Raw genomic sequence first — 22,852 nt, 5'->3', positions numbered from 1 at the left:
CAAAAATCGGCGTAGAGGGAGTCGCATGTTGAAACCCATGCCACTTTCCGAGGCGCAAAGCCTGCCGTTCTGGCGGCGCCCGATCACGCTGCTGTTCATGATGGCGCTGACTATGCCCATTGCGTTCAATGGGTGGAGCGCGCTTTTGAACAACTTTGTCATCGAAGTGGCGAATTTCGATGGCGCGGATATCGGCTTGCTGCACACGGTGCGGGAAATACCGGGTTTTCTGGCCGTCGGTGTGATCGCTGTGATCATCTTTGTGCGGGAGCAGGTGCTGGCCATGATCTCGCTGATGATGCTGGGCGTGGCGACGGCGGTGACTGCATGGTTCCCAAGCCTTGGTGGGCTGCTATTCGTAACGCTCTTCAGCTCGATCGGCTTTCACTACTACGAGACGGTCAACCAGTCGCTGCAGTTGCAATGGCTGCCAAAGGACCGCGCGCCGCAGATTCTGGGATGGCTTGTGGCGATGGGCTCGGCTGCGACGGCAGTGGTCTATGGGCTGATCGTCCTGACATGGGATCGGTTCGACCTGTCCTATAACTTCGTCTTCATGATGGCGGGCGGTGCGACGGCGCTGTTGGCTCTGTTCTGCCTGTTGGCCTATCCGCAATTCGACGCGCCGACGCCGCAGACCAAAAAGCTGATCCTGCGCAAACGCTACTGGCTGTATTACGCGCTGCAATTCATGGCTGGCGCGCGCCGTCAGATCTTTGTGGTGTTCGCGGGCTTCATGATGGTCGAGAAATTCGGGTTCGAGGTCCACGAACTCACCAGCCTTTATCTGATCAACCTCGTGATCAACATGGCGGCAGCTCCGATGCTCGGCAAAGCGGTGTCCAAATTTGGCGAGCGCCGGACATTGATCTTCGAATATGCCGGACTAGCCATTGTTTTCGCAGCCTATGGTGGCATCTACTGGTTTGGGTGGGGCGTGGTTCTGGCGGCGACCCTCTATGTGATCGATCATGTGCTGTTCGCGCTGGCTTTGGCTTTGAAAACCTACTTCCAGAAAATCGCCGATCCCGCCGATATCGCACCAACGGCCGCTGTGGCGTTCACCATCAACCATATCGCCGCGGTGTTCCTGCCTGCGCTGCTTGGGCTGCTTTGGGTGGCCTCACCCGGTGCGGTGTTTGCGCTGGCGGCGGCAATGGCGATGATCTCGCTTGCTCTGTCTCTGTTGATCCCGCGCCATCCTGAGCCGGGAAATGAGACCATCCTGACCAAATACGCGCCGGCACCCGCCGAATAGGCGCAAGAGCTTGACCTTGGCGGGCCCACGCCCTAGGCGCTGTCCTGACCCAGACAGGAGGCCCCTATGCCCACATTCACCGCTCTTACTACGCTGACTGGTAAGAAACCCGCCGAAGGTCTTGGCGAAGCGATGGAGCGTCTGGATCCTGAACCCACTGGCGTTGGCGTTTTTGAAGTCGAAGATGGCTCGGGCCTGTGGGAGGTTGGGGGGTATTTCACCGAAGCCCCCGATGAGACAGCGCTGGCCGTACTGGCCGCGGCCTTTGAGGCCAAGCCCTTTGTGGTGTCCGAGCTGCCCGAAACCGATTGGGTTGCCCATGTGCGCCGTGAACTGGCCCCAGTCGAGGCAGGCCGTTTCTTTGTCTATGGCAGCCACGACGCCGACAAGCTGCCCGAAGGTCGGATCCCCCTGTTGATCGAGGCTGCGATGGCCTTTGGTACCGGCCACCACGGAACCACTCTGGGCTGTCTGAAGGCGCTGGATCAGTTACTGGACGAAGGGTTCTCGGCCAGCAAAGTCGCCGATATCGGGTGTGGGACTGCCGTGCTGGCCATGGCGGCTGCGCGTGTTTGGGAAGGGGACATCATCGCCAGTGATATTGATCAGGTTGCCGTCGATGTGGCCGAGGCAAACCTGAAGGCCAACGGCATGTCCGGCCAGGTTCACTGTGTCGAGGCCGCTGGCTTCGATCACCCAGACCTGAACGCCCACGCGCCCTATGATCTGATTTTTGCCAACATCCTCAAGGGTCCGTTGGTTGCTCTTTCGCCGGAAATCTCGGCGAATCTGCGGGCTGAAGGCTATTCAATCCTGTCGGGAATCCTGAACGAACAGGCCGATGATGTGGTGAATGTTTATTCCCAGAATGGCTTCAATCTACATCATAGAGGTGAGATTGGTGAATGGACGACGCTAATCTTAAGTAAACAGGGCTAAATCGGGGCCATTTACAGGAGTTTTCTAGAGTCGCGCCACGTTTTTGTCGCAATCTATGCTTACCGTTTTCTAATCATTTTGATGGGGGGCGGTTTTGTGGAGGCTGCCATGGCGGGAAAACAACTGGAATTTGATCAGCGCGTTCAGCGTCTGAACAAGAAGCACTCGAAGCTCAGCAAAGGCTATCGCGCGACGATGCGCAAAGATGGTCTGGTGGTGATGAAGCCGCAAAGGGTCCGCTCGGCGGTTCCGGCCAAGGTGCTGCTGTTTACCCTGCTGGCGGTTTTTGCGTTCAAAGCGTTTCTTTTGTCCAGCCTCGGCCCTTCAGGGTATCAATACCGCATCGACAGCCTGAAAGAAGGCACCCAGGTCGAACAGGCAGGCGCCTGGATCATGCAGATCGACCCGGTTTCACAGTTCCTCTCGGTTCAGCTCAACAAAGTTCTCTACTAAGCACCGGCTGAAACAGAAAACACCGCGGCCTTTCGGCTCGCGGTGTTTCTTTGCGCCCCTACAGGGAGGAGAAAGGGGCGTATAGCGAGGGGGTCGTCTTACCGGCGGCCTTCGGCGATCACGTCGATGTCGCCGCGGCACAGGCCGATATCATCCAGTTCGCGGTCGCTCAGACCGGTCAGCACGTTGCGTGTCACGCGGGCGTCATTCCAATCGACGGCGGCATGTGCAACCGATGTGAAAAATGCGCCGATACGGCCAACGAGGCCGAATGAGCCAGTGGTGGCGATGCGGGTCGAGTCCAGTGCAGCCATATCCTGTTTCCTTCTGGTTTGTGTGAACATTTGATCTTGCGATCTGAGCGGCATCTAGTGTCGAAGATTTGCCCGCGCAATAGCATTTTTTGCATGTGTCCTATGCAGTTTTTGCAACACTTTCTGAATCTGTAAGCACCTTAAAAACATGGTTAAAATGGGTCCATAAAAGTGTCGATTTCAGACTTTTCGAAGTCGCAAACTGTCCTTTGTGTCGCGCGCAGGATGGCGGTGTCGTTTTCAGACTTAGGGTCAATTCGCTTGGAAAATGTTCACGCTTCGTGCTATCCGTTGAAAAAAGATCACAAAACCCGAGCGGGCTGAGGCGAAGCATGCGAATTCTGGGCATTGATCCGGGGCTTAGGACCCTGGGATGGGGCGTCATCGAATCAAACGGCAGCCGGTTGAGCCACGTTTCGAACGGTTTGTGCAAATCTGACGGGGATGATCTGGGCGAGCGGCTGCTGTCTCTGCACAATCAGATTGTCGAGGTCATCGCCGAATACAGGCCCGACCAAGCTGCGATTGAGCAGACTTTCGTGAACAAGGATGGTGCCGGAACGCTTAAACTCGGTCAGGCGCGAGGTGTTGCTTTGCTGACGCTGGCGCAGGCTGGGTTACCGGTGGGGGAATATGCTCCGAACCGGGTCAAGAAAACCGTCGTTGGCGTTGGGCATGCCGAGAAAGAGCAGGTCCTGCACATGGTCAAGTTGCAGCTGCCAGGGTGTTTGCCCAAGGGCGCGGACGCGGCGGATGCATTGGCGATCGCTATCTGTCATGCGTATTACGGCAAGACACGACAGCCGCGTGTGAAAGAGGTGAGGGCATGATCGGTAAACTGACAGGGCGTCTGGACTATCGCGCCGCAGACCACATCCTTATCGACGTGCGGGGCGTGGGTTACATCGTCTATTGCTCGGACAGGACCATGGCTGCGTTGCCGGGCGTGGGTGAGGCGGTCTCGATCTACACAGATATGGTCGTGCGTGAAGACTTGATGCAGCTTTACGGGTTTCTCTCACTGATCGAGAAGGAATGGCATCGACTACTGTGTTCGGTTCAGGGCGTCGGGGCCAAGGTCTCGCTGGCCATTCTCAGCGCGTTGGGGCCGGATGGTGTCAGCCGCGCGATTGCTCTGGGCGATTGGGGCGCGGTGAAGGCTGCCAAGGGGGTTGGCCCGAAGACCGCGCAGCGCATTGTGCTGGACCTCAAGGACAAGGCGCCGGGGGTTATGGCGATGGGCGGCACCGTGACCGAGGCGATGGACGGCCCAGCGTTGGAAGTTATTGAAACCGTCGAGCCGCAGCCGGCGCCGAAACGGACTGCGAAACCGGCCTCGGGGTCGGCGGTGGCCTCTGCGGGGGCGTTGTCGGCCTTGTCGAATCTGGGATATGGCCCGTCCGAGGCGGCCTCGGCCGTGGCGGAGGCGGCGGCCAATCTGCCCGACGCGGGTGAGGCTGAATTGATCCGCGCGGCGCTCAAGCTGTTGGCTCCGAAAGGGTGATTGAATGGTAGACGCCGATCCGACGCTGCGGCCTGACCCTCTGCCCGAGGACAATGACCGCGCCCTACGCCCGCAGGGGCTGGATGAGTTCATCGGTCAGGCCGAGGCGCGTGCGAACCTGCGCATCTTCATCCAATCCGCCAAGCAGCGCGGCGAGGCGATGGATCATACGCTGTTCCATGGTCCCCCGGGTTTGGGGAAAACCACTTTGGCGCAGATCATGGCGCGCGAGTTGGGCGTGAATTTCCGTATGACCTCTGGTCCGGTTCTTGCCAAGGCGGGCGACCTGGCGGCGATCCTGACCAATCTGGAAGCGCGCGATGTGTTGTTTATCGACGAAATCCATCGTCTGAACCCGGCGGTCGAAGAAGTTCTCTATCCTGCAATGGAGGATTTTGAACTCGATCTGGTAATAGGCGAAGGTCCAGCGGCGCGAACCGTTCGGATCGAGTTGCAGCCGTTTACGCTGGTTGGAGCCACCACGCGGATGGGTCTGCTGACCACTCCGCTGCGCGACCGTTTTGGTATTCCGACTCGGTTGCAGTTCTACACGGTCGATGAGTTGCACGAGATCGTCACCCGCAACGCACGCAAACTTGGCGCGCCAGCGGACGACGATGGCGCGCGTGAGATTGCGCGAAGGTCGCGCGGAACGCCTCGGATCGCAGGCCGTTTGCTGCGGCGCGTGGTAGATTTTGCCATCGTCGAGGGTGACGGACGGATTACGCGCGAATTGGCGGATGGGGCATTGACGCGGCTAGGGGTGGACCATCTCGGGTTGGACGGAGCCGATCGCCGGTATCTGAAACTGGTCGCTGAGAACTATGGCGGTGGTCCTGTTGGGATTGAGACGATGTCGGCGGCGTTGTCGGAAAGCAGAGACTCGCTTGAGGAAGTGATCGAACCATATTTGCTGCAGCAGGGACTGATCCAACGCACGCCGCGCGGGCGGATGTTGGCGCAAAAGGCTTGGACGCATTTGGGCATGGCTGCGCCAAAGGGTCAGAGCGATCTGTTTGGTTGAAGGCAGCGCCCAGAGATCTTAAGCCTTCTGTGAGAGCATTGTCAAAAAGATGAAAGGCTGGGCGTGACACCGGAAGAGATCGAGGCGCTGTTTACGCGCGAAAGCGGAGAGTTCCTGTTTGCGCGGTGGGGTCGCCCAATTGTGCCGATCGTTTTCGGTGTCGAGGATGAGACGTTGGCAACCGTCAAGGGCGCGTTCGAGGCTGTGGTGACGCTGGCCGGTCACAAGATGGCCGAAACGGACCCAGAGCTGGGCGCCAATTGCATGGTCTTTTTCTTCCGCGACTGGCAGGAGTTGCTTGAGGTTCCGGATCTGGACCGCCTTATCCCCGATCTGGCGCCTTTGGTTGAGCGTCTGGTTGCGGCGGATGCCAATCAGTACCGCATCTTCCGGTTCGAAGAAGACGGCGCGATCCGCGCGGCCTTTGTATTCCTGCGCATGGATAAAGAACTGTCTAAAGTCCCGGCCGAGACTCTGGCGCTCAGTCAAGTGGTGCAGACCATTCTGCTCTGGTCGGATACGGCGTTTCGAAAGCAATCGCCTCTGGCTGTGGCGGGTGAGGCGACGATCCTGCGCCCGGATATTGCGGGCCTGATCCGGGCCGCTTACGATCCGATTTTGCCGGGGTCGGCGCAGGATGCCTCGTACGCGCTTCGCCTGTTTGCCCGGTTGGAGCTGCCGCAATGAAGCACATCTTTCCAGTTCGCGTTTACTATGAGGACACCGACATGGGCGGGGTCGTCTATCACGCGAACTACCTGCGCTATATCGAACGTGCGCGCTCGGACTGGGTGCGCCGTTTGGGCAATGACCAGAACGCCATGCGGGATGAGGGGATCGTCTGGGTCGTACGGCGGGTCGAGGCGGACTACCTTTCTCCCGCCAAGTTTGACGACGAATTGATCGTCGAAACTGAAGTGACCGAGATTTCCGGCGTGCGCCTGACCATGGCGCAGCTTGTGAAACGGGGTGAGACCGATATTTTCCGCGCTTCGGTCACGGCGGTTTGCATCAACAAAGACGGCAAACCAATCCGCCTTCCGGCAGAGATTCGCGCATTGATGTAACATTTTCGCAGCCGGGGGTGGTTCTGTTGGCTTTTCAACCCCAACTGCGTTAGCGTTTGGCAAAACAAGGCCAAACAAACGGCCATCAGGCAAAAAAGAGCAGGTTCATGGAAGCTGAAACGCTGGCGCTGGCGCAGGAGATCGATTTCTCCATGTGGGGGCTGTATGCCCGCGCGACCTTTATCGTAAAATTGGTGATGCTAATGCTGATCGCGGCGTCGATCTGGTCTTGGGGCATCATCATCCAGAAACTCATCAACTACCGTGCGGCTCGGCGTGAGGCGCAGAAATTTGATGAGAGCTTCTGGTCTGGCAACCCGCTCGATGAGTTGTTTGAGCAGATCGGCTCGCAGCCCGATGGCAGTTCTGAGAAGATCTTTGCGGCAGGTATGATCGAATGGCGCAGGTCGCATCGCACGGATGGCGGTTTGATCGCCGGGGCGACGGCTCGGATCGACCGGTCCATGGATGTGGCAATCGCGAAAGAAGCGGAGACACTGCAGAAAGGTCTGCCGATCTTGGCGACTGTCGGCTCAACCGCTCCGTTCATTGGTCTGTTTGGTACGGTCTGGGGCATCATGAACGCCTTTATCGAGATTGCCGAGCAGCAGAATACCAACCTCGCCGTTGTGGCCCCCGGCATTGCCGAAGCTTTGCTGGCAACTGGTCTTGGCCTGCTGGCCGCGATCCCAGCTGTGATTTTCTACAACAAGCTCAGCGCCGATAGTGACCGAATCGTCGGAGGCTATGAGGCCTTTGCCGATGAATTCGCCACCATCTTGTCGCGCCAGTTGGACAGCTAACTATGGGGGCAGCGGTTCAGCAAAGCTCGGGCGGGAACGGACGTAGGCGCGGACGGCGGCGTGGTCGCGCCCAGCCGATGGCTGAGATCAACGTCACGCCGTTTGTCGACGTCATGCTGGTGCTGTTGATCATCTTCATGGTCGCAGCGCCTCTGCTGACCGTTGGTGTGCCGGTTGACCTGCCCAAGACTGCCGCAAGCGCCTTGCCCGGCGATAGTGAGGAACCGCTGACCGTCACGCTGACCGCCGATGGCCGTATTCAGATCCAGACTACGGATATCGCGCGCGAAGAGCTGATCGGACGTTTGCGCGCCATAGCGGCTGAGCGCAGCAGTGACCGTGTCTTCCTGCGGGCGGATGGGGCGATCCCCTACGCGCAGGTGATGCAGGTGATGGGCGCGTTGAATGCGGGCGGGTTTTCAAATGTGGGTCTGGTGACGGATACCGGCGGGCCGACGCTGGACGATGGGTAAAGGTGGGGTCGCGCGGTGGATACCGGCACCAAGATTTCAGCGATTGCGCATGTCAGCCTGATCGGCTGGGCGTTGTTCGGCGGCACCTTCCGGTCCGAGCCATTGCCGACGCAAGTGCAGGATGTGTCCGTGATTTCGGCTGAGCAATTCGCAGCGCTCACGGCGCAGCGCGATGCGCCTGAGCTGCCGGAGTCGCCGGGTACTCTGGAACAACCCGACGCGCCGGAACCTGAGGTCAGCACCCCTGAGGTGACACCGGAAGAACAGCCGCGCCCGGAGCCCGTGACGCCCGCAGAACCGGAGCCTGAGACTGTCCCCGAAACGGTCGAGGTTCCGCCTGAGCCTGAGTTGCCCGAAGAACCTCCGACATTGACGGAACCGGAAACGGCCGCCTTGCCGGTGCCTCCCGGACCCGAAGCGCAACCCAGCCCGGCCGAGCGTGTTGCCCCCGAGGCTATCTCGCCGCCTCCGCCCGAGGCTGAGCCGGATGAGGTGGAAACGCCCCCGGTTTCACTGGACGAAGGCGCTGAGACACAGCAAGAACAACAAGATCAAACGGCCCCGGAAGAAGCCGCACCCGAGATCGTGACTGAGGCCGAAGAAACCGACGAGCCAGCACCTCTGACCTCTCCGCGTCCGCGTGTGCGGCCCAACCGTCCTGAACCCACGCCTGAGGTTGCGGAAACCCCGGAACCGGCCCCGGAAACCCCAACGCCAAAGCCTGCGCCGGACAATAGTGACGCCATCAATGACGCGTTGTCCGAAGCCTTGGCGGGTGGAACGGAACCCTCCGGCCCGCCGCTCACCAGCGGTGAAAAGGACGCGATGCGCGTTGCAGTGTCGCGGTGCTGGAATGTCGGATCGCTGTCGACCGATGCGCTGAACGTGGTGGTGACGGTTGCGTTCTCGCTCAATCTTGATGGCACGGTGATTGGCGAGAGTATTCGTTTGCTGAATAGCTCTGGCGGTGCTTCGGGTGCCGAAAATCAAGCCTATCAGGCCGCCCGACGCGCAATTTTGCGCTGTGGCGCGCGTGGATATGATCTGCCTGCTGACAAATACGATCACTGGCAGGATATTGAGATTACATTCAATCCCGAGAGGATGCGGATCAAATGATGAAACTTCTGACCAGCCTCTTTCTTGGGCTGACCCTGGTGTCGGCCCCGGTTTACGCTCAGAACAGCCCCCTGCGGTTGGAAATCGACGAAGGCATCATCGAGCCGATGCCCTTTGCGGTTCCCAACTTTGTGCCCGACGGCCCGGCAGCGACGCAGTTCGCTAACGATATCTCGCGTGTTGTTGCGGCGGATCTGACCGGAACGGGGTTGTTCCGCGAAATCTCCTCGGAAGCGTTCATCAGCCGGGTCAGCAGCTTTGACGCTCCGGTCCAGTTTGCCGATTGGAAAGCGATCAACGCGCAGGCTTTGGTGACAGGGGCTGTGAATGTCTCGGGCAAGCGGCTGGCGGTTCGGTTCCGGGTCTGGGATGTGTTCTCGGGGCAAGAACTTGGTAACGGTCTGCAGCTAGCGGGCACCACGGATGGCTGGCGGCGCATGGCGCACAAGGTTGCTGATCAGGTTTATAGCCGTATCACCGGTGAAGGCGCCTATTTCGATAGCCGCGTTGCTTTTGTATCTGAAAGTGGCCCTAAGAACCAGCGCCTCAAGCGTTTGGCAATCATGGATTATGATGGGGCCAACGTTCAGTATATGACGGATAGCGCGGCCATCGTTCTGGCCCCGCGCTTTTCACCGACAGGCGAGCAACTGCTCTATACCAGCTACGAAAGCGGCAGCCCGCGCATCTATATTCTGGATGTGGGCCGCGTGCAGCGGCGCGAACTGCAAACGCAGGACGGCACCATGAGCTTTTCTCCGCGTTTTTCACCGGACGGGCGGTCGATTGTGTATTCGCTGATTCAGGGCGGCAATACCGATCTGTGGCGGATGGATCTGGCCTCAGGCCAAAGCACCCGCCTGACCAACACGCCTGCGATCGAAACCGCGCCCAGCTATTCGCCGGATGGCAGCCAGATCGTGTTTGAAAGCGACCGTTCAGGCACGCCGCAGCTTTATGTGATGGCGGCAAACGGCGGCGAAGCGACGCGGATCAGCTTTGGTCAGGGGCGGTATGGTACGCCGGTCTGGTCGCCGCGTGGTGATCTGATTGCCTTCACCAAGCAGAACAAAGGCCGCTTCCATATCGGCGTGATGCGCACCGATGGCAGTGAGGAACGCCTGCTGACTTCGTCCTTTCTCGACGAAGGCCCGACCTGGTCGCCAAACGGCCGCGTCATCATGTTCACCCGCGAGACGCAGGGCGCAAGTGGACGGGCGACGCTCTATTCCGTGGATATCTCGGGTCGAAACCTGCGCCCCGTGCGCACGCCGGATGGCGGCAGCGACCCGTCCTGGGGGCCATTGCAGAATTGATCGCCGCCAATGCGAGGCGAAGTTCACAAGAAACAGTCGCTGTGATAGACAGGCGGCAACAAACAAAACAACGAGGCACTTGAGATGAACGTATTGGGCAAAATCCTGGCCTTGGGCGCGCTAAGCGTGGTCGCGGCCTGTACCAACAATGATCCTTCGGCTTTGGGTGGCAGCGGCGCTGGTGGTAGCGGCTCGATTGTCGCTGGCTCTCCTAGTGATCCGCGCTCGCCCGCCTATTTCCAGCAGACGGTCGGGGATCGTGTTCTGTTCGCGGTTGATCAGTCCACCCTGTCGCCGCAGGCGCAGACCGTTTTACAAGGGCAGGCGGAATGGCTGCTGGCCAACCCTGATTACGTGGCAACCATCGAAGGTCACGCGGATGAGCAGGGCACGCGGGAATACAACCTTGCGCTGGGCGCACGTCGGGCCAATGCGGCGCGTGAATACCTGATTTCGCGTGGGGTCGCAGGCAATCGTCTGACGACGGTCAGCTTCGGCAAAGAACGCCCGATCGAGATTTGCAGCACCGAGGACTGTTATTCCAAAAACCGCCGCGCGGTTACGGTGCTGACCGGTTCAACCTTGGGGTAAGACGATGAGAGTTGCAGGATGGGTTCTGGCCGCAGTTGTGGCAACAGCAGGCGTCGCGCAAGCGCAGGATCAGCAGACCCTGGCGGATATCCGGCAGGAGTTGACAGTGCTGTATGTCGAGATACAGCGCTTGAAACGTGAGTTTTCGACCACTGGCTCTCCTGCGCCCAACCTGTCTGGCAGCTCGATCCTTGAACGTGTGGATGCGATTGAGGCCGAGTTGCAGCGCCTGACCCGTCAGACTGAGCAGTTGAATCAGCGCGTCCAGAATATCGTGACCGACGGCACCAACCGGATCGGTGATCTTGAATTCCGCTTGGTCGAGCTGGAAGGCGGCGATTTGTCGGCACTGGGTGAGACCTCCACTTTGGGCGGCGAAGGGGAATCCACCGCTGCGGTAACACCCGCGCCGACGGAGCCGAACACTTCGGACCAGGGCGAGCTGGCCGTTGGCGAGCGAGCGGATTTCGACGATGCGTCTCAAGCGCTGGCGGATGGTGACTTCCAGACAGCCGCCACGATGTTCGCACAATTCGACACCTCATATCCCGGCAGCCCACTTGCACCCGAGGCGCATTTGAACCGCGGCAAAGCGCTCGAAGGGCTCGGGGATACGCGCGAGGCGGCGCGTGCATTCCTCGCCAGCTTTACTGGGGATTCCGAAGGAGCTGTGGCGCCCGAAGCTCTGTTCGAACTTGGCGCTGCTTTGGGTCGTTTGGGCCAGACCGATCAAGCCTGCATCACCTTGTCAGAGGTTGGCGTGCGTTTCCCTGCCTCGGGGCAAGCCACCAGTGCAGTGCAGGAAATGGCCTCTTTGGGGTGTTCTTGACCCCGCCACTCGACACACTGACATCCGACATGCGCGCCCGGCTGCCTGACCGGTTGCCAGAGCGTATGGGCATCGCGGTCTCGGGCGGAGGGGACTCTGTCGCCCTGATGCACCTTTTGCACCGTATTGCGTCTGACGAAGGTGTGGCGCTGTTCGCCGCCACGGTCGACCACGGTTTGCGCGCCGAGTCTGCGGATGAGGCCCGAATGGTTGCAAAACAGGCCGCCGCGTTGGGTATTCCTCACGAAATTTTGAGCTGGCAGGGTTGGGATGGCGCAGGCAACCTGCAGGATCAGGCCCGGCAGGCGCGATATGCGTTACTGACGGAGTGGGCGAAGCGCAACGATATCAGCGCGATTACGCTGGGCCATACGGCGGATGATCAGGCCGAAACACTTCTTATGCGACTGGCCCGTTCGGCCGGGGTGACGGGACTGTCGGGTATGCCAAGCAGTCGAACCCACGATGGGATCGACCTGTTGCGCCCTATGCTAGGGATCACTCGAGATAGGCTGCGGGCCTATTTGACCGAGATCGGCGCGCAGTGGGTCGAGGACCCCTCGAATCAGGATACACGCTTTGACCGGATCAAGGCGCGGCAAGCCGTGTCTGATCTGGAACCGCTAGGCATATCGGCCGAAACCCTGACGCGTGTCGCCGACAACCTCACACAAGCGCGTGAGGCGCTAGAACGCTATGCGCAGGACTCCGCCCAAGGGGTAGCTACGGTCGATGCTGGGTCCGTTGTGCTGGATCGCGATTGCTTTGCCGCGCTGCCCGAAGAAATCCGCCGCAGGGTTCTGGTTGGCGCTGTTTCATGGATCGCGGGCCCCGGCTACCCGCCGCGCCAATCGACTGTGGATCAGGCGTTGCAGGCCATTCTGAACGGGGGTCCCGCCGCAATTGGGGGCTGTTTGCTGTTTTCAAAGGCAGAAAAACAGTGGATCTGCAGAGAATTCAACGCGGTTGACGGCCTGACCGCGAAAATCACGGCTACATGGGACGCGCGATGGGTGCTGTCCGGCCCCGATATTCCGGGTGCCGAGATTCGGGCTTTGGGTGAAAACGGGCTGCAGATGCTGCCCGACTGGCGTGCCACGGGGCGTCCACGGCTTGCTTTGCAAGCGTCCCCAGCGGTTTGGAGGGGCGACATTCTTGAGGCCGCACCACTGGCCGGTTTCGCCAATGGTTGGAGTGCTGATATGGCCCCTGATTGGCCCGAGTTTCACGCATCTTTTTTATCGCATTGAACCTCAGCCAATCCTCTCTATTTTAAGAAGCAACCCGGCAGGTCCTTGTCTGCCGAAATCTTTTAGGAGAATTTCCTTGGGCAACGCTCGTAATATCGCCTTCTGGGTCGTTCTGTTCCTGCTGATCCTTGCACTGTTCAACCTGTTCAGCGGACCGGGCGGGACACTTCAGGGCAATGAACGCACCTATTCCGACTTTGTCAGCGCCGTTCAAAGCGGTGAGGTCAAGAATGTCACGCTGGATGGTGAGCAAATTCGCTACACCACACAAAGCGGCGCGAATTACACCACGATCAAACCCGGTGACGCCGAGGTCACGAAGCTACTGATCGATGAACAGATCCCGGTCGAAGCGGTCAAGCAGCAGCAATCAGGCTTCCAATCGTTCCTGATCACTCTGCTGCCCTTCCTGCTGCTAATCGGCGTTTGGGTCTACTTCATGAACCGGATGCAGGGCGGCGGCAAAGGCGGCGCGATGGGCTTTGGCAAGTCCAAGGCCAAGATGCTGACCGAAAAGCACGGCCGCGTGACCTTTGATGACGTTGCTGGCATCGACGAAGCCAAGGAAGAGCTGGAAGAGATCGTTGAGTTCCTGCGTAACCCGCAGAAATTCTCGCGCCTTGGCGGCAAGATTCCGAAAGGTGCTCTGCTCGTTGGCCCTCCGGGTACCGGTAAGACGCTGCTGGCCCGCGCGATTGCGGGTGAAGCGGGTGTGCCGTTCTTCACCATCTCGGGTTCTGACTTCGTTGAAATGTTCGTCGGCGTCGGTGCGAGCCGTGTTCGTGACATGTTCGAGCAGGCCAAGAAGAACGCGCCTTGTATTGTCTTCATCGACGAAATCGACGCCGTGGGTCGCCATCGTGGTGCCGGCTATGGCGGTGGCAATGATGAACGCGAACAGACCCTCAACCAATTGCTGGTCGAGATGGACGGGTTCGAGGCCAACGAAGGTGTGATCATTCTGGCCGCGACCAACCGTAAAGACGTGCTGGACCCGGCTTTGCTGCGTCCCGGCCGTTTCGACCGGAACGTGACTGTTGGGAACCCCGACATCAAAGGCCGTGAGAAGATCTTGGGCGTTCACGCACGTAAGACGCCTCTGGGCCCTGACGTTGACCTGCGCATCATCGCGCGCGGTACTCCGGGCTTTTCGGGTGCGGATCTGGCAAACCTCGTGAACGAGGCCGCGCTGATGGCCGCGCGTGTAGGCCGTCGCTTTGTCACCATGGAAGACTTCGAGAACGCCAAGGACAAGGTGATGATGGGGGCCGAGCGCCGCTCGATGGTGTTGACCCAGGATCAAAAGGAAAAGACCGCGTATCACGAGGCTGGCCATGCTGTTGTTGGTCTGGAACTGCCGATGTGCGATCCGGTCTACAAGGCGACGATTATCCCGCGCGGCGGCGCGCTGGGTATGGTTGTCTCACTGCCGGAAATGGATCGTCTGAACTATCACCGTGATGAGTGTGAGCAAAAGCTGGCCATGACCATGGCGGGCAAAGCGGCCGAAGTCATCAAATATGGCGAAGACCATGTCTCGAACGGCCCGGCGGGTGACATCATGCAGGCCAGCCAACTGGCGCGCGCCATGGTGATGCGCTGGGGTATGTCGGACAAGGTCGGCAATATCGACTATGCCGAAGCCCATGAGGGGTATTCGGGCAACACCGCCGGGTTCTCGGTCTCGGCCCATACCAAAGAGCTGATCGAGGAAGAGGTGAAGCGCCTGATCCAGCAGGGCTATGAGCGCGCCCACCAGATTCTGACAGACAAGAATGAGGAATGGGAGCGTCTGGCGCAGGGCCTGTTGGAATACGAAACCCTCACCGGTGACGAGATCAAGCGCGTCATGAATGGCGATGCGCCGACCGAAGGCGATGACGAAGGTGACAGCCCGGATCAGGGCAGCGCGCCGAGCGTTACGGCCATTCCCAAGACCAAACCCAAGAAATCTCCGCCCGAAGGTGGGATGGAGCCGGAACCAACCGCATAAAAACGAAAAACCCGAGGTCCAGACCTCGGGTTTTTTCTTTTCATCCGCCGACTGCTGGTCATTATGCGGGCAAATGGATGAAGAAGGAAAACCCCATGCCGTTCCTGCGTGAAACTGAATACTCTGCCGAGGTCGTCTGGTTGGGGCGCGTCCCGGCTGGTCAGTCGCTGCGCGCTCAGCCGGTTGAGGCGTTGGAGTTTGGCTTTGACGGGGTGCAGGGCGAACGGCACGAGGGGCTCAACCGTGCCTCTTGCGTGCGTGTCAGCAATGTCTACCCGAAAGGCACCGAGATTCGGAATGTCCGACAGGTATCGATTCTGTCAGCCGAGGAACTGTCCGAGATCGCCGCCGCGATGGAGATGGACAAGCTTGATCCGTCCTATCTGGGGGCCTCGATCGTGCTGAAGGGCATCCCTGATTTTTCTCATATCCCGCCGTCTTCGCGCCTTCGGTCCGAGGCGGGTTTGACGATCACAGTCGATATGGAAAACGCACCTTGTGTCCTGCCCGGACGTGAGATCGAGGCGGATCACAGCGGCTACGGTGCCGCCTTCAAACCGGCCGCGCAGGGGCGGCGGGGGGTCACTGGCTGGGTCGAACGGCCCGGAGCCCTGCAAATCGGCGATCGTTTGAAGCTGTTTGTTCCCGATCAGCCGCTCTGGCAGCCATAGCGCTCATTCGTTTCCGATTGGAAACGCTTGAAATTGAGCGACGCCGTTTCGCGGCACGAATATGTCGGAATCCTTAGCCACTGCTTGGGTATGCAACTGTATGGGTTTGACAGCACCGACGCGCCGCGTCGGTTTTGCACGGCATTCAATCAGGGACCCTGCCCAATGAGCTACAAATCTGACATCGAAATCGCTCGCGAAGCGAACAAGAAGCCGATTCAGGAAATCGGCGCAAAGATCGGTATCGAATCTGCCGATCTGCTGCCTTACGGCCACGACAAAGCGAAGGTCAGCCAGGACTTCATCAACTCGGTCCAGGACCGCGAAGATGGCAAGCTGATCCTGGTCACCGCGATCAACCCGACCCCTGCGGGTGAAGGCAAGACCACCACCACCGTGGGTCTGGGCGATGGCCTGAACCGCATCGGCAAAAACGCGATGATCTGTATCCGTGAAGCTTCGCTTGGCCCGAACTTCGGCATGAAGGGCGGCGCTGCAGGTGGCGGTTACGCTCAGGTTGTTCCGATGGAAGAAATGAACCTGCACTTCACAGGTGACTTCCACGCGATCACTTCGGCGCACTCGCTGCTGTCGGCGATGATCGACAACCACATCTACTGGGGCAATGAAGCTGAGATCGACGTCCGCCGCGTTGCATGGCGTCGTGTGGTCGACATGAACGATCGTGCTCTGCGTCAGATCACTGCCTCGCTGGGTGGCGTGTCGAACGGCTTCCCGCGTGAAGCAGGCTTTGACATCACCGTTGCGTCCGAGGTTATGGCGATCCTGTGCCTTGCAAACGACCTGAAAGACCTAGAAAAGCGTCTGGGCGACATCATCGTTGCGTACCGCCGTGACAAGACCCCGGTTTACTGCCGCGACATCAAGGCAGAAGGCGCAATGACCGTTCTGCTGAAGGACGCAATGCAGCCGAACCTGGTGCAGACGCTGGAAAACAACCCGGCCTTCGTCCACGGTGGCCCGTTCGCGAATATCGCGCACGGCTGTAACTCGGTCATCGCGACCAAAACCGCGCTGAAAGTTGCTGACTATGTCGTGACCGAAGCGGGCTTTGGTGCCGACCTGGGTGCCGAGAAGTTCATGAACATTAAGTGCCGCAAAGCCGGCATCGCGCCGTCGGCCGTTGTTCTGGTTGCCACCGTGCGCGCCATGAAGATGAATGGCGGCGTTGCCAAAGCCGATCTGGGTGCCGAAAACGTCGACGCGGTTCAGTCTGGCTGTGCCAACCTCGGCCGCCACATCGAGAACGTGAAGTCCTTTGGTGTTCCTGTTGTTGTCGCCATCAACCACTTCGTCACCGACACCGACGCCGAAGTGGAAGCGGTCAAGAGCTACTGCGCCGATCACGGTGTTGAGGCGGTTCTGTCGCGTCACTGGGAACTGGGCTCGGAAGGCTCGGCGCCTCTGGCTGAAAAAGTTGTTGAAATCGTTGAAGGTGGCACCGCGAACTTCGCGCCGATCTACCCTGACGATATGCCTCTGTTCGAGAAAGTCGAAACCATCGCCAAGCGCATCTACCGCGCGGACGAGGTTCTGGCAGACAACAAGATCCGCAACCAGCTGAAGGAATGGGAAGCCGCCGGATATGGCAACCTGCCGGTCTGCATGGCGAAAACCCAGTACTCGTTCTCGACCGACCCGACCCTGCGCGGCGCGCCCACCGGCCACTCTGTTCCGGTACGTGAAGTTCGCCTGTCTGCAGGTGCTGGCTTCATCGTGGTTGTCTGCGGTGAGATCATGACCATGCCGGGTCTGCCGCGCAAACCTGCCGCTGAGACAATCCGTCTCAACGAAGAAGGTCAGATTGAGGGCTTGTTCTAAGCCGATTTTTGAACCATCTCGTGGTCCGGGGATTACACCCCGGGCCATGAGGAGATCACGATGCCCACTCTGACACCGCCGCAAGACTGTGAGACGATGCAGGACTTGCGCGTTCAGATCGACAAGCTGGACCGCCAACTGATCGCGATGTTGGTGACGCGCGCGGGATATATTGATCGCGCCTCGCAGTTGAAGCCAGGCGAGGGCCTTCCGGCCCGAATCCCGGACCGTGTCGAAGAGGTAGTGCAACGTGTGCGCGCAAGCTCGGATCAGTTGGGGATGGACCCGGATCTGGCCGAAAAGCTCTGGCGCATTTTGATTGACTGGTCGATTGCCCGCGAAGAGCGCGTGATTGGCCCTGACTGAACACCCGGGCGCACTGCGCCCGATCCGTTTTTGGAAAGAAGGGATCACAGGATGGTAGCCCAGGTTATCGACGGCAAAGCCTTTGCGGCCAAAGTGCGCGCGCAAGTGGCCGATCAGGTTGCAAAGCTGAAAGAAGAAAACGGCTTCACGCCCGGTCTGGCCGTGGTTCTGGTGGGCGAAGACCCTGCAAGCCAGGTCTATGTGCGCTCAAAGGGTAAGCAGACCGTTGAGGTCGGCATGAACTCCTATGAGCACAAGCTGGACGCCGACACCTCAGAAGAGGACCTTCTGGCGCTGATCGACAAGCTGAACAACGATCCTGCGGTTCACGGTATTCTGGTGCAGCTGCCTCTGCCCAAGCATCTGAACGAAGACCTGGTGATCAACTCGATCGATCCGGCTAAAGACGTTGATGGCTTCCACATATCGAATGTGGGCCTGCTGGGTACCGGTCAGAAGTCGATGGTTCCCTGCACGCCTCTGGGCTGCCTGATGATGCTGCGCGACTACCACGGCTCGTTGTCGGGTATGGATGCGGTTGTGATTGGCCGCTCGAACATCGTGGGCAAGCCTATGGCGCAACTGCTGCTAGGTGACAGCTGTACCGTGACCATCGCACATTCTCGCACCAAGGACCTGCCGGACGTCGTGCGCCGCGCCGACATCGTTGTCGCTGCTGTAGGCCGCCCTGAGATGGTTCCGGGCGATTGGATCAAAGAAGGCGCGACCGTGATCGACGTGGGCATCAACCGCATCGAGCGCGACGGCAAGAACAAGCTGGTCGGAGACGTCGACTACGCCAGCGCCGCTGAGCGTGCGGGCGCGATCACTCCGGTTCCGGGTGGCGTGGGTCCGATGACCATCGCCTGCCTACTGGCCAACACTCTGACTGCGTGCTGCCGCGCCAACGGCCTGCCAGAGCCCGAAGGCCTTACAGCCTGATCCACGACTTCGTCGGACCGCGCTGTGCGGTCCGACCCTGGCGAGACGCGGGCCGGATCAGCGGCCTGCACCTTAACCTATGCATGAATTGTGTTTTACAGGACCTCAATTCATGATATCCGTTATTTCCCAGTCAGTTGCCGAGTAAACATCGTGACCGTCCAAGATGTCCTGACTGGGTCTTGGGCCGCTGTTCTGTAAGTATGAAGTTAAACCTCGCGCTATTGCGTTCTCATTGCACCCCACAGCGGGTGGTCGCAGGCGTTGTTTTCTTACCTTTGCTGGCCTACGTATTTCCCCCTTTTTTGGCTGCGGATTTGCCTTTTTCCCTGCGTTTGCTGTTCTGGGTCGGCGTTATGGTGTTGGCTTTGGCCGCCATTTGGGCCGCGCGGAATGTGATTGAACGACATCAGATATTGGAGCAGCTGCCCGCGCGCGATCTGGCCTATGCGGTTGTGATTCTTGCGATGTTCACTCCGACCCTCTGGCTTTTGGCTTGGTTGCTGTTCACCTGGGGTGGTCATATGGCGCCTGAGATGGCTACTGTTGCCAGTTACGGCATATTGTTTGCCACAGGCCTGTTGCTGGTGCGTCGGGCCGAATGGCACGATGGCAAGGTCGAAGCCGAACCTGAGCTAAAGCCGATGCCACGGCTTGCGCGCCGTTTGCCCGAGAGTTTTCAGGGTGAGTTCTACCGCCTGACCGTGCGCGACCACAATGTGGACGTCGTAACGTCTGAGGGGACCTTTACGATCCGCTCACGCTTTACCGATGCCATAGACGAGATGGAGCCTGTTGCGGGCCATTGCTCGCACCGGTCGCATTGGGTGTGCGATGAGGCTGTAGCGGGTGTTGAACGGTCCGAGGGCAAGATCTTCCTGCGTCTCGTCAATGGCGATCTTGTTCCGGTCAGCCGTAAGTACCGGCCGATGCTGGAAGAGGACGGCCTGATCTGAGGCGCTGCACGACGTCCTTCCGTCTCAGCGAGGCATTGGGATCATCTGCGGTTTAGGGCCCGTTAGGATTGCCAATGCCTTCGGTCCCATCAGACCAGTCAAAACCTGATCCGAGCTGCGCAACCCGCCTGTGTAGGTGCCAAAGGCGGGCAGGATCAGACGATTTGAATCGAACAGAAAAGCCGGGCGTGTAATGCTGCGGCCACGCGCGCGCAGCGTGGCCTTTGGGTGATAGTGACCCGAAATCTCACCTTTTGCCCCGGACTGCGCGATATGGCGAAAGGTGAGCGCGTCGCAGGTCCACTCGGCCAAATGCGCGCCGCCGAGCTCTACCGGGCCGGGGTCGTGATTGCCCTCGATCCAGATCCAGCGACGCCCGGCTTGCAGGGTTGCAATACGCAGCCTCTCGGGGCCGGGCAGCGACAGGCAGGCATCCAGATCATCAAAGCTGTCCCCCAAGCAGATCACGGTCGCGGCGCCCGTACGCTCCAGGTCGTTGGCCAACCTGTCCAACGTGTCCTGACTGTCGTAGGGCGGCAGGATCGCGCCACCGCGCCGGGCCATGCGTTCGGACTTGCCAAGATGTAGGTCGGATACGCACAGCAATTGCCGCTCGGGCCACCACAACGCGCCCGAGGGTAGGGCGCTCAGGTTCTGCCCAGCAAAGGAAAACGCAACCTTGTTCATGGAACGTTCTTCGCGCGTTTTGCGCGCCCGCGCAAGGTGGATCAGAGCGTATCCAGCCCGGCCGCCTGCAGCAGTCGCGCACTTTCCTCCGCCAGCAAGCGTTCTTCGGCGGCCCCTGTGACCGGAACTTTGCCAACTTCAAGGAACAAGGGCGCAGCTAGAGGCGATACGCGGTCCAGCCGAACCAGATCAATGCGGTCGCCAATCCGATCGACCATCGCCTCGATCCGGCCGAAATCGACAAGGCCGCGCATGGCTTCTTCTCGTGTGATCTGCATCAAAAGGTGGTCGGGGTCGTATTTCAGCAGCGTGTCGTAGAGGATATCTGAAGAAAACGTGGCCTGCCGTCCGCTCTTGCGTTGCCCGCCTGTGTTGCGCTCGATCAATCCTGCAATGGTGGCCGAGGCACGAAAGGTGCGCTTCATGACAGCATTCCCAGCCAGCCATGTGTCCAACCCGTCGCGCAGCGCATCGATCCGAAACAGAGGCGTCGGATCGGTCACTGCGTCCAATCCCCAGATCAGGGTCGCGTAGTCGGTCGCAACAAAGCCAAGAGGGGCGAGGCCTGTTTCCTCCATGCGTTTGGTGAGGAGTAGGCCCAAGGTTTGTTGCGCATTGCGTCCGGCGAAGCCGTAGACACAAATATGCTCACGCCCGTCGCTGGGAAAGCTCTCGACCAGCAGGCGGTTGCGTTGGGGCAGGCGAGAGACATGCCGCTGTAACTTCAACCAGTCGGCTGTGTGCTGCGGCAACTGGGGCCAATCGGACTGCGCGAACATGCGCAGGATACGGTCGCTCAACTGCGTTGAGGTGGCGAACTTGGTCCCTGCAAACGTGGCGATCTTGGGTTTCTTGTCGGCACGGCGGCTGACTTCGACCACAAGCTCGCGCAGGCCCTCGTAGCGCACGATTTGACCGCCGATCAGGAAGGTGTCGCCGGGGGTCAAAGTGGCTGCAAAAGCCTCCTCCACCTCGCCCAGTGGCTTACCGCCCCGGCTGCGTCTAAGGCGGACTTTCAGGGTGTCGGTGTCCTGAATTGTGCCCAGGTTCATCCGAATGCGGGCCGCAGCGCGGGGGTCACGTAGCTGCCACAAACCATCGGCGCGTTGCTGTAACCGTTGCCATCGATCATAGGCCCGCAGGGCATAGCCGCCGGTCGCGCAGAATTCGAGACAGTCGTCAAACTCGGGTCGCGTCAATTGTGCAAACGGCCCGGCCGAGGTCATCTCGGCAAACAGTGCATCTGCATTGAATGGCCCCGCAGAGGCTGCGATCAAGATATGTTGGCACAGCACGTCTCGGGGGCCTGCACCGCGCGGCTCTCCGTCCAGATCATGGGCTTTTGCGGCCTCAAGGGCGGCCACGCATTCGACCACCTCAAACCTATTGGCAGGGACCAGCAAGGCTTTGGACGGCGCGTTGTAGCGGTGATTTGCCCGTCCGATTCGCTGCACCAGCCGCTTGACGTTCTTGGGCGCGCCGATCTGGATGACCAGATCAACGTCACCCCAGTCGATGCCTAGGTCGAGAGAGCCGGTGCAGACGATGGCGCGCAGATCACCCCGGACCATCGCTGCTTCGACCCTCTCGCGTTGCTGGCGATCCAGACTGCCGTGATGGATGCCGATGGGCAGGCTGTCCGCGTTTGCAAGCCATAGATTATGAAAGAAAATTTCGGCCTGGGCGCGGGTGTTGTGGAAGATCAGAGTTGTCTTGTGTTGGCGGATTTGGTCCAGCACTGCCAGGATCGCATAGGCCGCGCCTCCGCCCGACCATGGCGGCATCTCGGCAGTTTCCAGCATCGCGATGTCGGGATCAGGGCCGGGATCGGCTTGAATGATCTGACACGGGTCGGGGTGACGGGCCAGAAAGCGGGCAATGGCCTGAGGGTCCTCGACCGTGGCCGACAAGCCCACACGGCGCATGTTCGGGCACAGAGTCTGAAGCCGCGCCAGCGCCAGCATAAGTTGATCCCCGCGCTTGCTTTCGGCCAAAGCGTGGATTTCATCGACGATCACACGCTGCACCCCATCAAACATGCGCGGAGCGTCCTCATATGATGTCAGAAGAGCCAGACTCTCGGGCGTGGTGAGTAGGATATGCGGCGGGTCGGCGCGTTGGCGTTTTTTCCGCGTGGCCGAGGTATCGCCGGTGCGGTCCTCGATGCGGATGGGCAATCCAATCTCGTCCACCGGCGTGCGCAGGTTCCGTTTGATATCTGCTGCAAGGGCCTTGAGGGGCGAGACGTATATAGTATGCAACCCGGCACGTGTACCGTCCGCCAACTCGGCCAATGAGGGCAGAAACCCCGCCATCGTTTTGCCGCCGCCCGTTGGCGCAATCAGTAAAGTGGCCGGGTCTTGCGCCCGATCGAACATGTCCTGCTGATGAGGGTGGATGGTCCAGCCCTTGGTGTTGAACCAAGTGCCGATCCGGGCGGGAATCTGCGTCATGT

At 59.7% G+C, this 22,852-nt stretch carries 24 protein-coding genes; 21 read left to right on the top strand and 3 right to left on the bottom strand.

Going from position 1 to position 22,852, the window contains the following annotated elements:
- Nucleotides 1-25: 25 nt before the first annotated feature.
- The 3 genes from ACP15L_RS08840 to ACP15L_RS08830 all read left to right on the top strand — a co-directional run bounded on the left by ACP15L_RS08840 (nt 26) and on the right by ACP15L_RS08830 (nt 2,650).
- On the top strand, nt 26-1,258 hold the full coding sequence (locus ACP15L_RS08840; protein WP_170477551.1) for an MFS transporter: 1,233 nt from the start codon (nt 26-28) through the stop codon (nt 1,256-1,258).
- Nucleotides 1,259-1,324: 66 nt separating this feature from the next.
- A complete protein-coding gene (locus ACP15L_RS08835; protein WP_425083884.1) occupies nt 1,325-2,197 on the top strand; it encodes a 50S ribosomal protein L11 methyltransferase in 873 nt (290 codons plus the stop codon).
- 108 nt (nt 2,198-2,305) lie between these two features.
- A complete protein-coding gene (locus tag ACP15L_RS08830; protein WP_170377788.1) occupies nt 2,306-2,650 on the top strand; it encodes a hypothetical protein in 345 nt (114 codons plus the stop codon).
- Nucleotides 2,651-2,748: 98 nt separating this feature from the next.
- Here ACP15L_RS08830 and ACP15L_RS08825 read toward each other — a convergent pair whose 3' ends face one another.
- The gene (locus ACP15L_RS08825; protein WP_170472013.1) at nt 2,749-2,964 is read right to left on the bottom strand and encodes a DUF1127 domain-containing protein; all 216 of its coding nucleotides are present in this window, start codon (nt 2,962-2,964) and stop codon (nt 2,749-2,751) included.
- Nucleotides 2,965-3,296: 332 nt separating this feature from the next.
- Here ACP15L_RS08825 and ruvC point away from each other — a divergent pair, with 332 nt between their 5' ends.
- The 18 genes from ruvC (at nt 3,297) to ACP15L_RS08735 (ending at nt 19,710) form a co-directional block, all read left to right on the top strand.
- Nucleotides 3,297-3,794, top strand: coding sequence for a crossover junction endodeoxyribonuclease RuvC (ruvC, locus tag ACP15L_RS08820; RefSeq protein WP_425083883.1), 498 nt, complete (start codon nt 3,297-3,299; stop codon nt 3,792-3,794).
- Entirely contained in the window at nt 3,791-4,468 is a 678-nt protein-coding gene (gene ruvA / locus ACP15L_RS08815) for a Holliday junction branch migration protein RuvA (RefSeq protein WP_425083882.1), read from the top strand. Before ruvC ends, ruvA begins: the two co-directional genes overlap by 4 nt.
- Before the next feature lie 4 nt (nt 4,469-4,472).
- Nucleotides 4,473-5,492, top strand: coding sequence for a Holliday junction branch migration DNA helicase RuvB (gene ruvB, locus ACP15L_RS08810; protein ID WP_170462271.1), 1,020 nt, complete (start codon nt 4,473-4,475; stop codon nt 5,490-5,492).
- A gap of 63 nt (nt 5,493-5,555) precedes the next feature.
- Nucleotides 5,556-6,179 carry a hypothetical protein gene (locus ACP15L_RS08805; RefSeq protein WP_425083881.1) on the top strand — a complete coding sequence of 208 codons (624 nt, stop codon included), beginning with the start codon at nt 5,556-5,558 and terminating at the stop codon, nt 6,177-6,179.
- Nucleotides 6,176-6,559, top strand: a complete 384-nt coding sequence (gene ybgC / locus ACP15L_RS08800; RefSeq protein WP_170472006.1) for a tol-pal system-associated acyl-CoA thioesterase — start codon at nt 6,176-6,178, stop codon at nt 6,557-6,559. The genes ACP15L_RS08805 and ybgC overlap by 4 nt, the downstream gene beginning before the upstream one ends.
- 107 nt (nt 6,560-6,666) lie before the next feature.
- Complete coding sequence (tolQ, locus tag ACP15L_RS08795) at nt 6,667-7,362, top strand: protein TolQ (RefSeq protein WP_170377803.1); 696 nt, start codon at nt 6,667-6,669, stop codon at nt 7,360-7,362.
- A gap of 2 nt (nt 7,363-7,364) precedes the next feature.
- On the top strand, nt 7,365-7,835 hold the full coding sequence (tolR, locus tag ACP15L_RS08790) for a protein TolR (RefSeq protein WP_170472004.1): 471 nt from the start codon (nt 7,365-7,367) through the stop codon (nt 7,833-7,835).
- A 15-nt stretch (nt 7,836-7,850) separates the two neighbouring features.
- On the top strand, nt 7,851-8,954 hold the full coding sequence (locus ACP15L_RS08785; RefSeq protein WP_425083880.1) for an energy transducer TonB: 1,104 nt from the start codon (nt 7,851-7,853) through the stop codon (nt 8,952-8,954).
- A complete protein-coding gene (gene tolB, locus ACP15L_RS08780) occupies nt 8,951-10,270 on the top strand; it encodes a Tol-Pal system beta propeller repeat protein TolB (protein WP_425083879.1) in 1,320 nt (439 codons plus the stop codon). Before ACP15L_RS08785 ends, tolB begins: the two co-directional genes overlap by 4 nt.
- A gap of 84 nt (nt 10,271-10,354) precedes the next feature.
- A complete protein-coding gene (gene pal / locus ACP15L_RS08775) occupies nt 10,355-10,861 on the top strand; it encodes a peptidoglycan-associated lipoprotein Pal (protein WP_170462258.1) in 507 nt (168 codons plus the stop codon).
- 4 nt (nt 10,862-10,865) lie between these two features.
- Nucleotides 10,866-11,690, top strand: coding sequence for a tol-pal system protein YbgF (gene ybgF / locus ACP15L_RS08770; RefSeq protein ID WP_170691129.1), 825 nt, complete (start codon nt 10,866-10,868; stop codon nt 11,688-11,690).
- Nucleotides 11,681-12,940, top strand: a complete 1,260-nt coding sequence (gene tilS, locus ACP15L_RS08765) for a tRNA lysidine(34) synthetase TilS (RefSeq protein WP_425083878.1) — start codon at nt 11,681-11,683, stop codon at nt 12,938-12,940. Before ybgF ends, tilS begins: the two co-directional genes overlap by 10 nt.
- A gap of 76 nt (nt 12,941-13,016) precedes the next feature.
- Nucleotides 13,017-14,933 (top strand): ATP-dependent zinc metalloprotease FtsH, encoded by a 1,917-nt coding sequence (gene ftsH, locus ACP15L_RS08760; RefSeq protein WP_170377815.1) that lies wholly within the window; start codon nt 13,017-13,019, stop codon nt 14,931-14,933.
- A 95-nt stretch (nt 14,934-15,028) separates the two neighbouring features.
- Entirely contained in the window at nt 15,029-15,604 is a 576-nt protein-coding gene (locus ACP15L_RS08755) for an MOSC domain-containing protein (RefSeq protein ID WP_425083990.1), read from the top strand.
- Between the two features lie 165 nt (nt 15,605-15,769).
- The gene (locus ACP15L_RS08750; RefSeq protein WP_170471992.1) at nt 15,770-17,446 is read left to right on the top strand and encodes a formate--tetrahydrofolate ligase; all 1,677 of its coding nucleotides are present in this window, start codon (nt 15,770-15,772) and stop codon (nt 17,444-17,446) included.
- Nucleotides 17,447-17,506: 60 nt separating this feature from the next.
- The gene (locus tag ACP15L_RS08745) at nt 17,507-17,812 is read left to right on the top strand and encodes a chorismate mutase (RefSeq protein ID WP_425083877.1); all 306 of its coding nucleotides are present in this window, start codon (nt 17,507-17,509) and stop codon (nt 17,810-17,812) included.
- A 51-nt stretch (nt 17,813-17,863) separates the two neighbouring features.
- Entirely contained in the window at nt 17,864-18,754 is an 891-nt protein-coding gene (gene folD / locus ACP15L_RS08740) for a bifunctional methylenetetrahydrofolate dehydrogenase/methenyltetrahydrofolate cyclohydrolase FolD (protein WP_425083876.1), read from the top strand.
- Between the two features lie 317 nt (nt 18,755-19,071).
- Complete coding sequence (locus ACP15L_RS08735) at nt 19,072-19,710, top strand: LytTR family DNA-binding domain-containing protein (RefSeq protein WP_425083875.1); 639 nt, start codon at nt 19,072-19,074, stop codon at nt 19,708-19,710.
- A 24-nt stretch (nt 19,711-19,734) separates the two neighbouring features.
- Here ACP15L_RS08735 and pdeM read toward each other — a convergent pair whose 3' ends face one another.
- Nucleotides 19,735-20,397: a ligase-associated DNA damage response endonuclease PdeM gene (pdeM, locus tag ACP15L_RS08730; RefSeq protein ID WP_425083874.1), complete on the bottom strand. Its 663-nt coding sequence runs from the start codon at nt 20,395-20,397 to the stop codon at nt 19,735-19,737.
- A gap of 41 nt (nt 20,398-20,438) precedes the next feature.
- Nucleotides 20,439-22,850 (bottom strand): ligase-associated DNA damage response DEXH box helicase, encoded by a 2,412-nt coding sequence (locus ACP15L_RS08725; RefSeq protein ID WP_425083873.1) that lies wholly within the window; start codon nt 22,848-22,850, stop codon nt 20,439-20,441.
- Nucleotides 22,851-22,852: the final 2 nt, after the last annotated feature.

Origin of the sequence: Ruegeria profundi (assembly GCF_049800715.1) — a bacterium.
Taxonomy (GTDB): domain Bacteria; phylum Pseudomonadota; class Alphaproteobacteria; order Rhodobacterales; family Rhodobacteraceae; genus Ruegeria; species Ruegeria profundi_A.
This window is presented reverse-complemented; position numbering and strand designations above follow the sequence as displayed.

Coding starts and splice junctions, on each gene's coding strand:
- ACP15L_RS08840 (WP_170477551.1), top strand. CDS start 26: ATGTTGAAACCCATGCCACTTTCCGAGGCGCAAAGCCTGCCGTTCTGG.
- ACP15L_RS08835 (WP_425083884.1), top strand. CDS start 1,325: ATGCCCACATTCACCGCTCTTACTACGCTGACTGGTAAGAAACCCGCC.
- ACP15L_RS08830 (WP_170377788.1), top strand. CDS start 2,306: ATGGCGGGAAAACAACTGGAATTTGATCAGCGCGTTCAGCGTCTGAAC.
- ACP15L_RS08825 (WP_170472013.1), bottom strand. CDS start 2,964: ATGGCTGCACTGGACTCGACCCGCATCGCCACCACTGGCTCATTCGGC.
- ruvC (WP_425083883.1), top strand. CDS start 3,297: ATGCGAATTCTGGGCATTGATCCGGGGCTTAGGACCCTGGGATGGGGC.
- ruvA (WP_425083882.1), top strand. CDS start 3,791: ATGATCGGTAAACTGACAGGGCGTCTGGACTATCGCGCCGCAGACCAC.
- ruvB (WP_170462271.1), top strand. CDS start 4,473: ATGGTAGACGCCGATCCGACGCTGCGGCCTGACCCTCTGCCCGAGGAC.
- ybgC (WP_170472006.1), top strand. CDS start 6,176: ATGAAGCACATCTTTCCAGTTCGCGTTTACTATGAGGACACCGACATG.
- tolQ (WP_170377803.1), top strand. CDS start 6,667: ATGGAAGCTGAAACGCTGGCGCTGGCGCAGGAGATCGATTTCTCCATG.
- tolR (WP_170472004.1), top strand. CDS start 7,365: ATGGGGGCAGCGGTTCAGCAAAGCTCGGGCGGGAACGGACGTAGGCGC.
- tolB (WP_425083879.1), top strand. CDS start 8,951: ATGATGAAACTTCTGACCAGCCTCTTTCTTGGGCTGACCCTGGTGTCG.
- pal (WP_170462258.1), top strand. CDS start 10,355: ATGAACGTATTGGGCAAAATCCTGGCCTTGGGCGCGCTAAGCGTGGTC.
- ybgF (WP_170691129.1), top strand. CDS start 10,866: ATGAGAGTTGCAGGATGGGTTCTGGCCGCAGTTGTGGCAACAGCAGGC.
- ACP15L_RS08755 (WP_425083990.1), top strand. CDS start 15,029: ATGCCGTTCCTGCGTGAAACTGAATACTCTGCCGAGGTCGTCTGGTTG.
- ACP15L_RS08750 (WP_170471992.1), top strand. CDS start 15,770: ATGAGCTACAAATCTGACATCGAAATCGCTCGCGAAGCGAACAAGAAG.
- ACP15L_RS08745 (WP_425083877.1), top strand. CDS start 17,507: ATGCCCACTCTGACACCGCCGCAAGACTGTGAGACGATGCAGGACTTG.
- folD (WP_425083876.1), top strand. CDS start 17,864: ATGGTAGCCCAGGTTATCGACGGCAAAGCCTTTGCGGCCAAAGTGCGC.
- pdeM (WP_425083874.1), bottom strand. CDS start 20,397: ATGAACAAGGTTGCGTTTTCCTTTGCTGGGCAGAACCTGAGCGCCCTA.
- ACP15L_RS08725 (WP_425083873.1), bottom strand. CDS start 22,850: ATGACGCAGATTCCCGCCCGGATCGGCACTTGGTTCAACACCAAGGGC.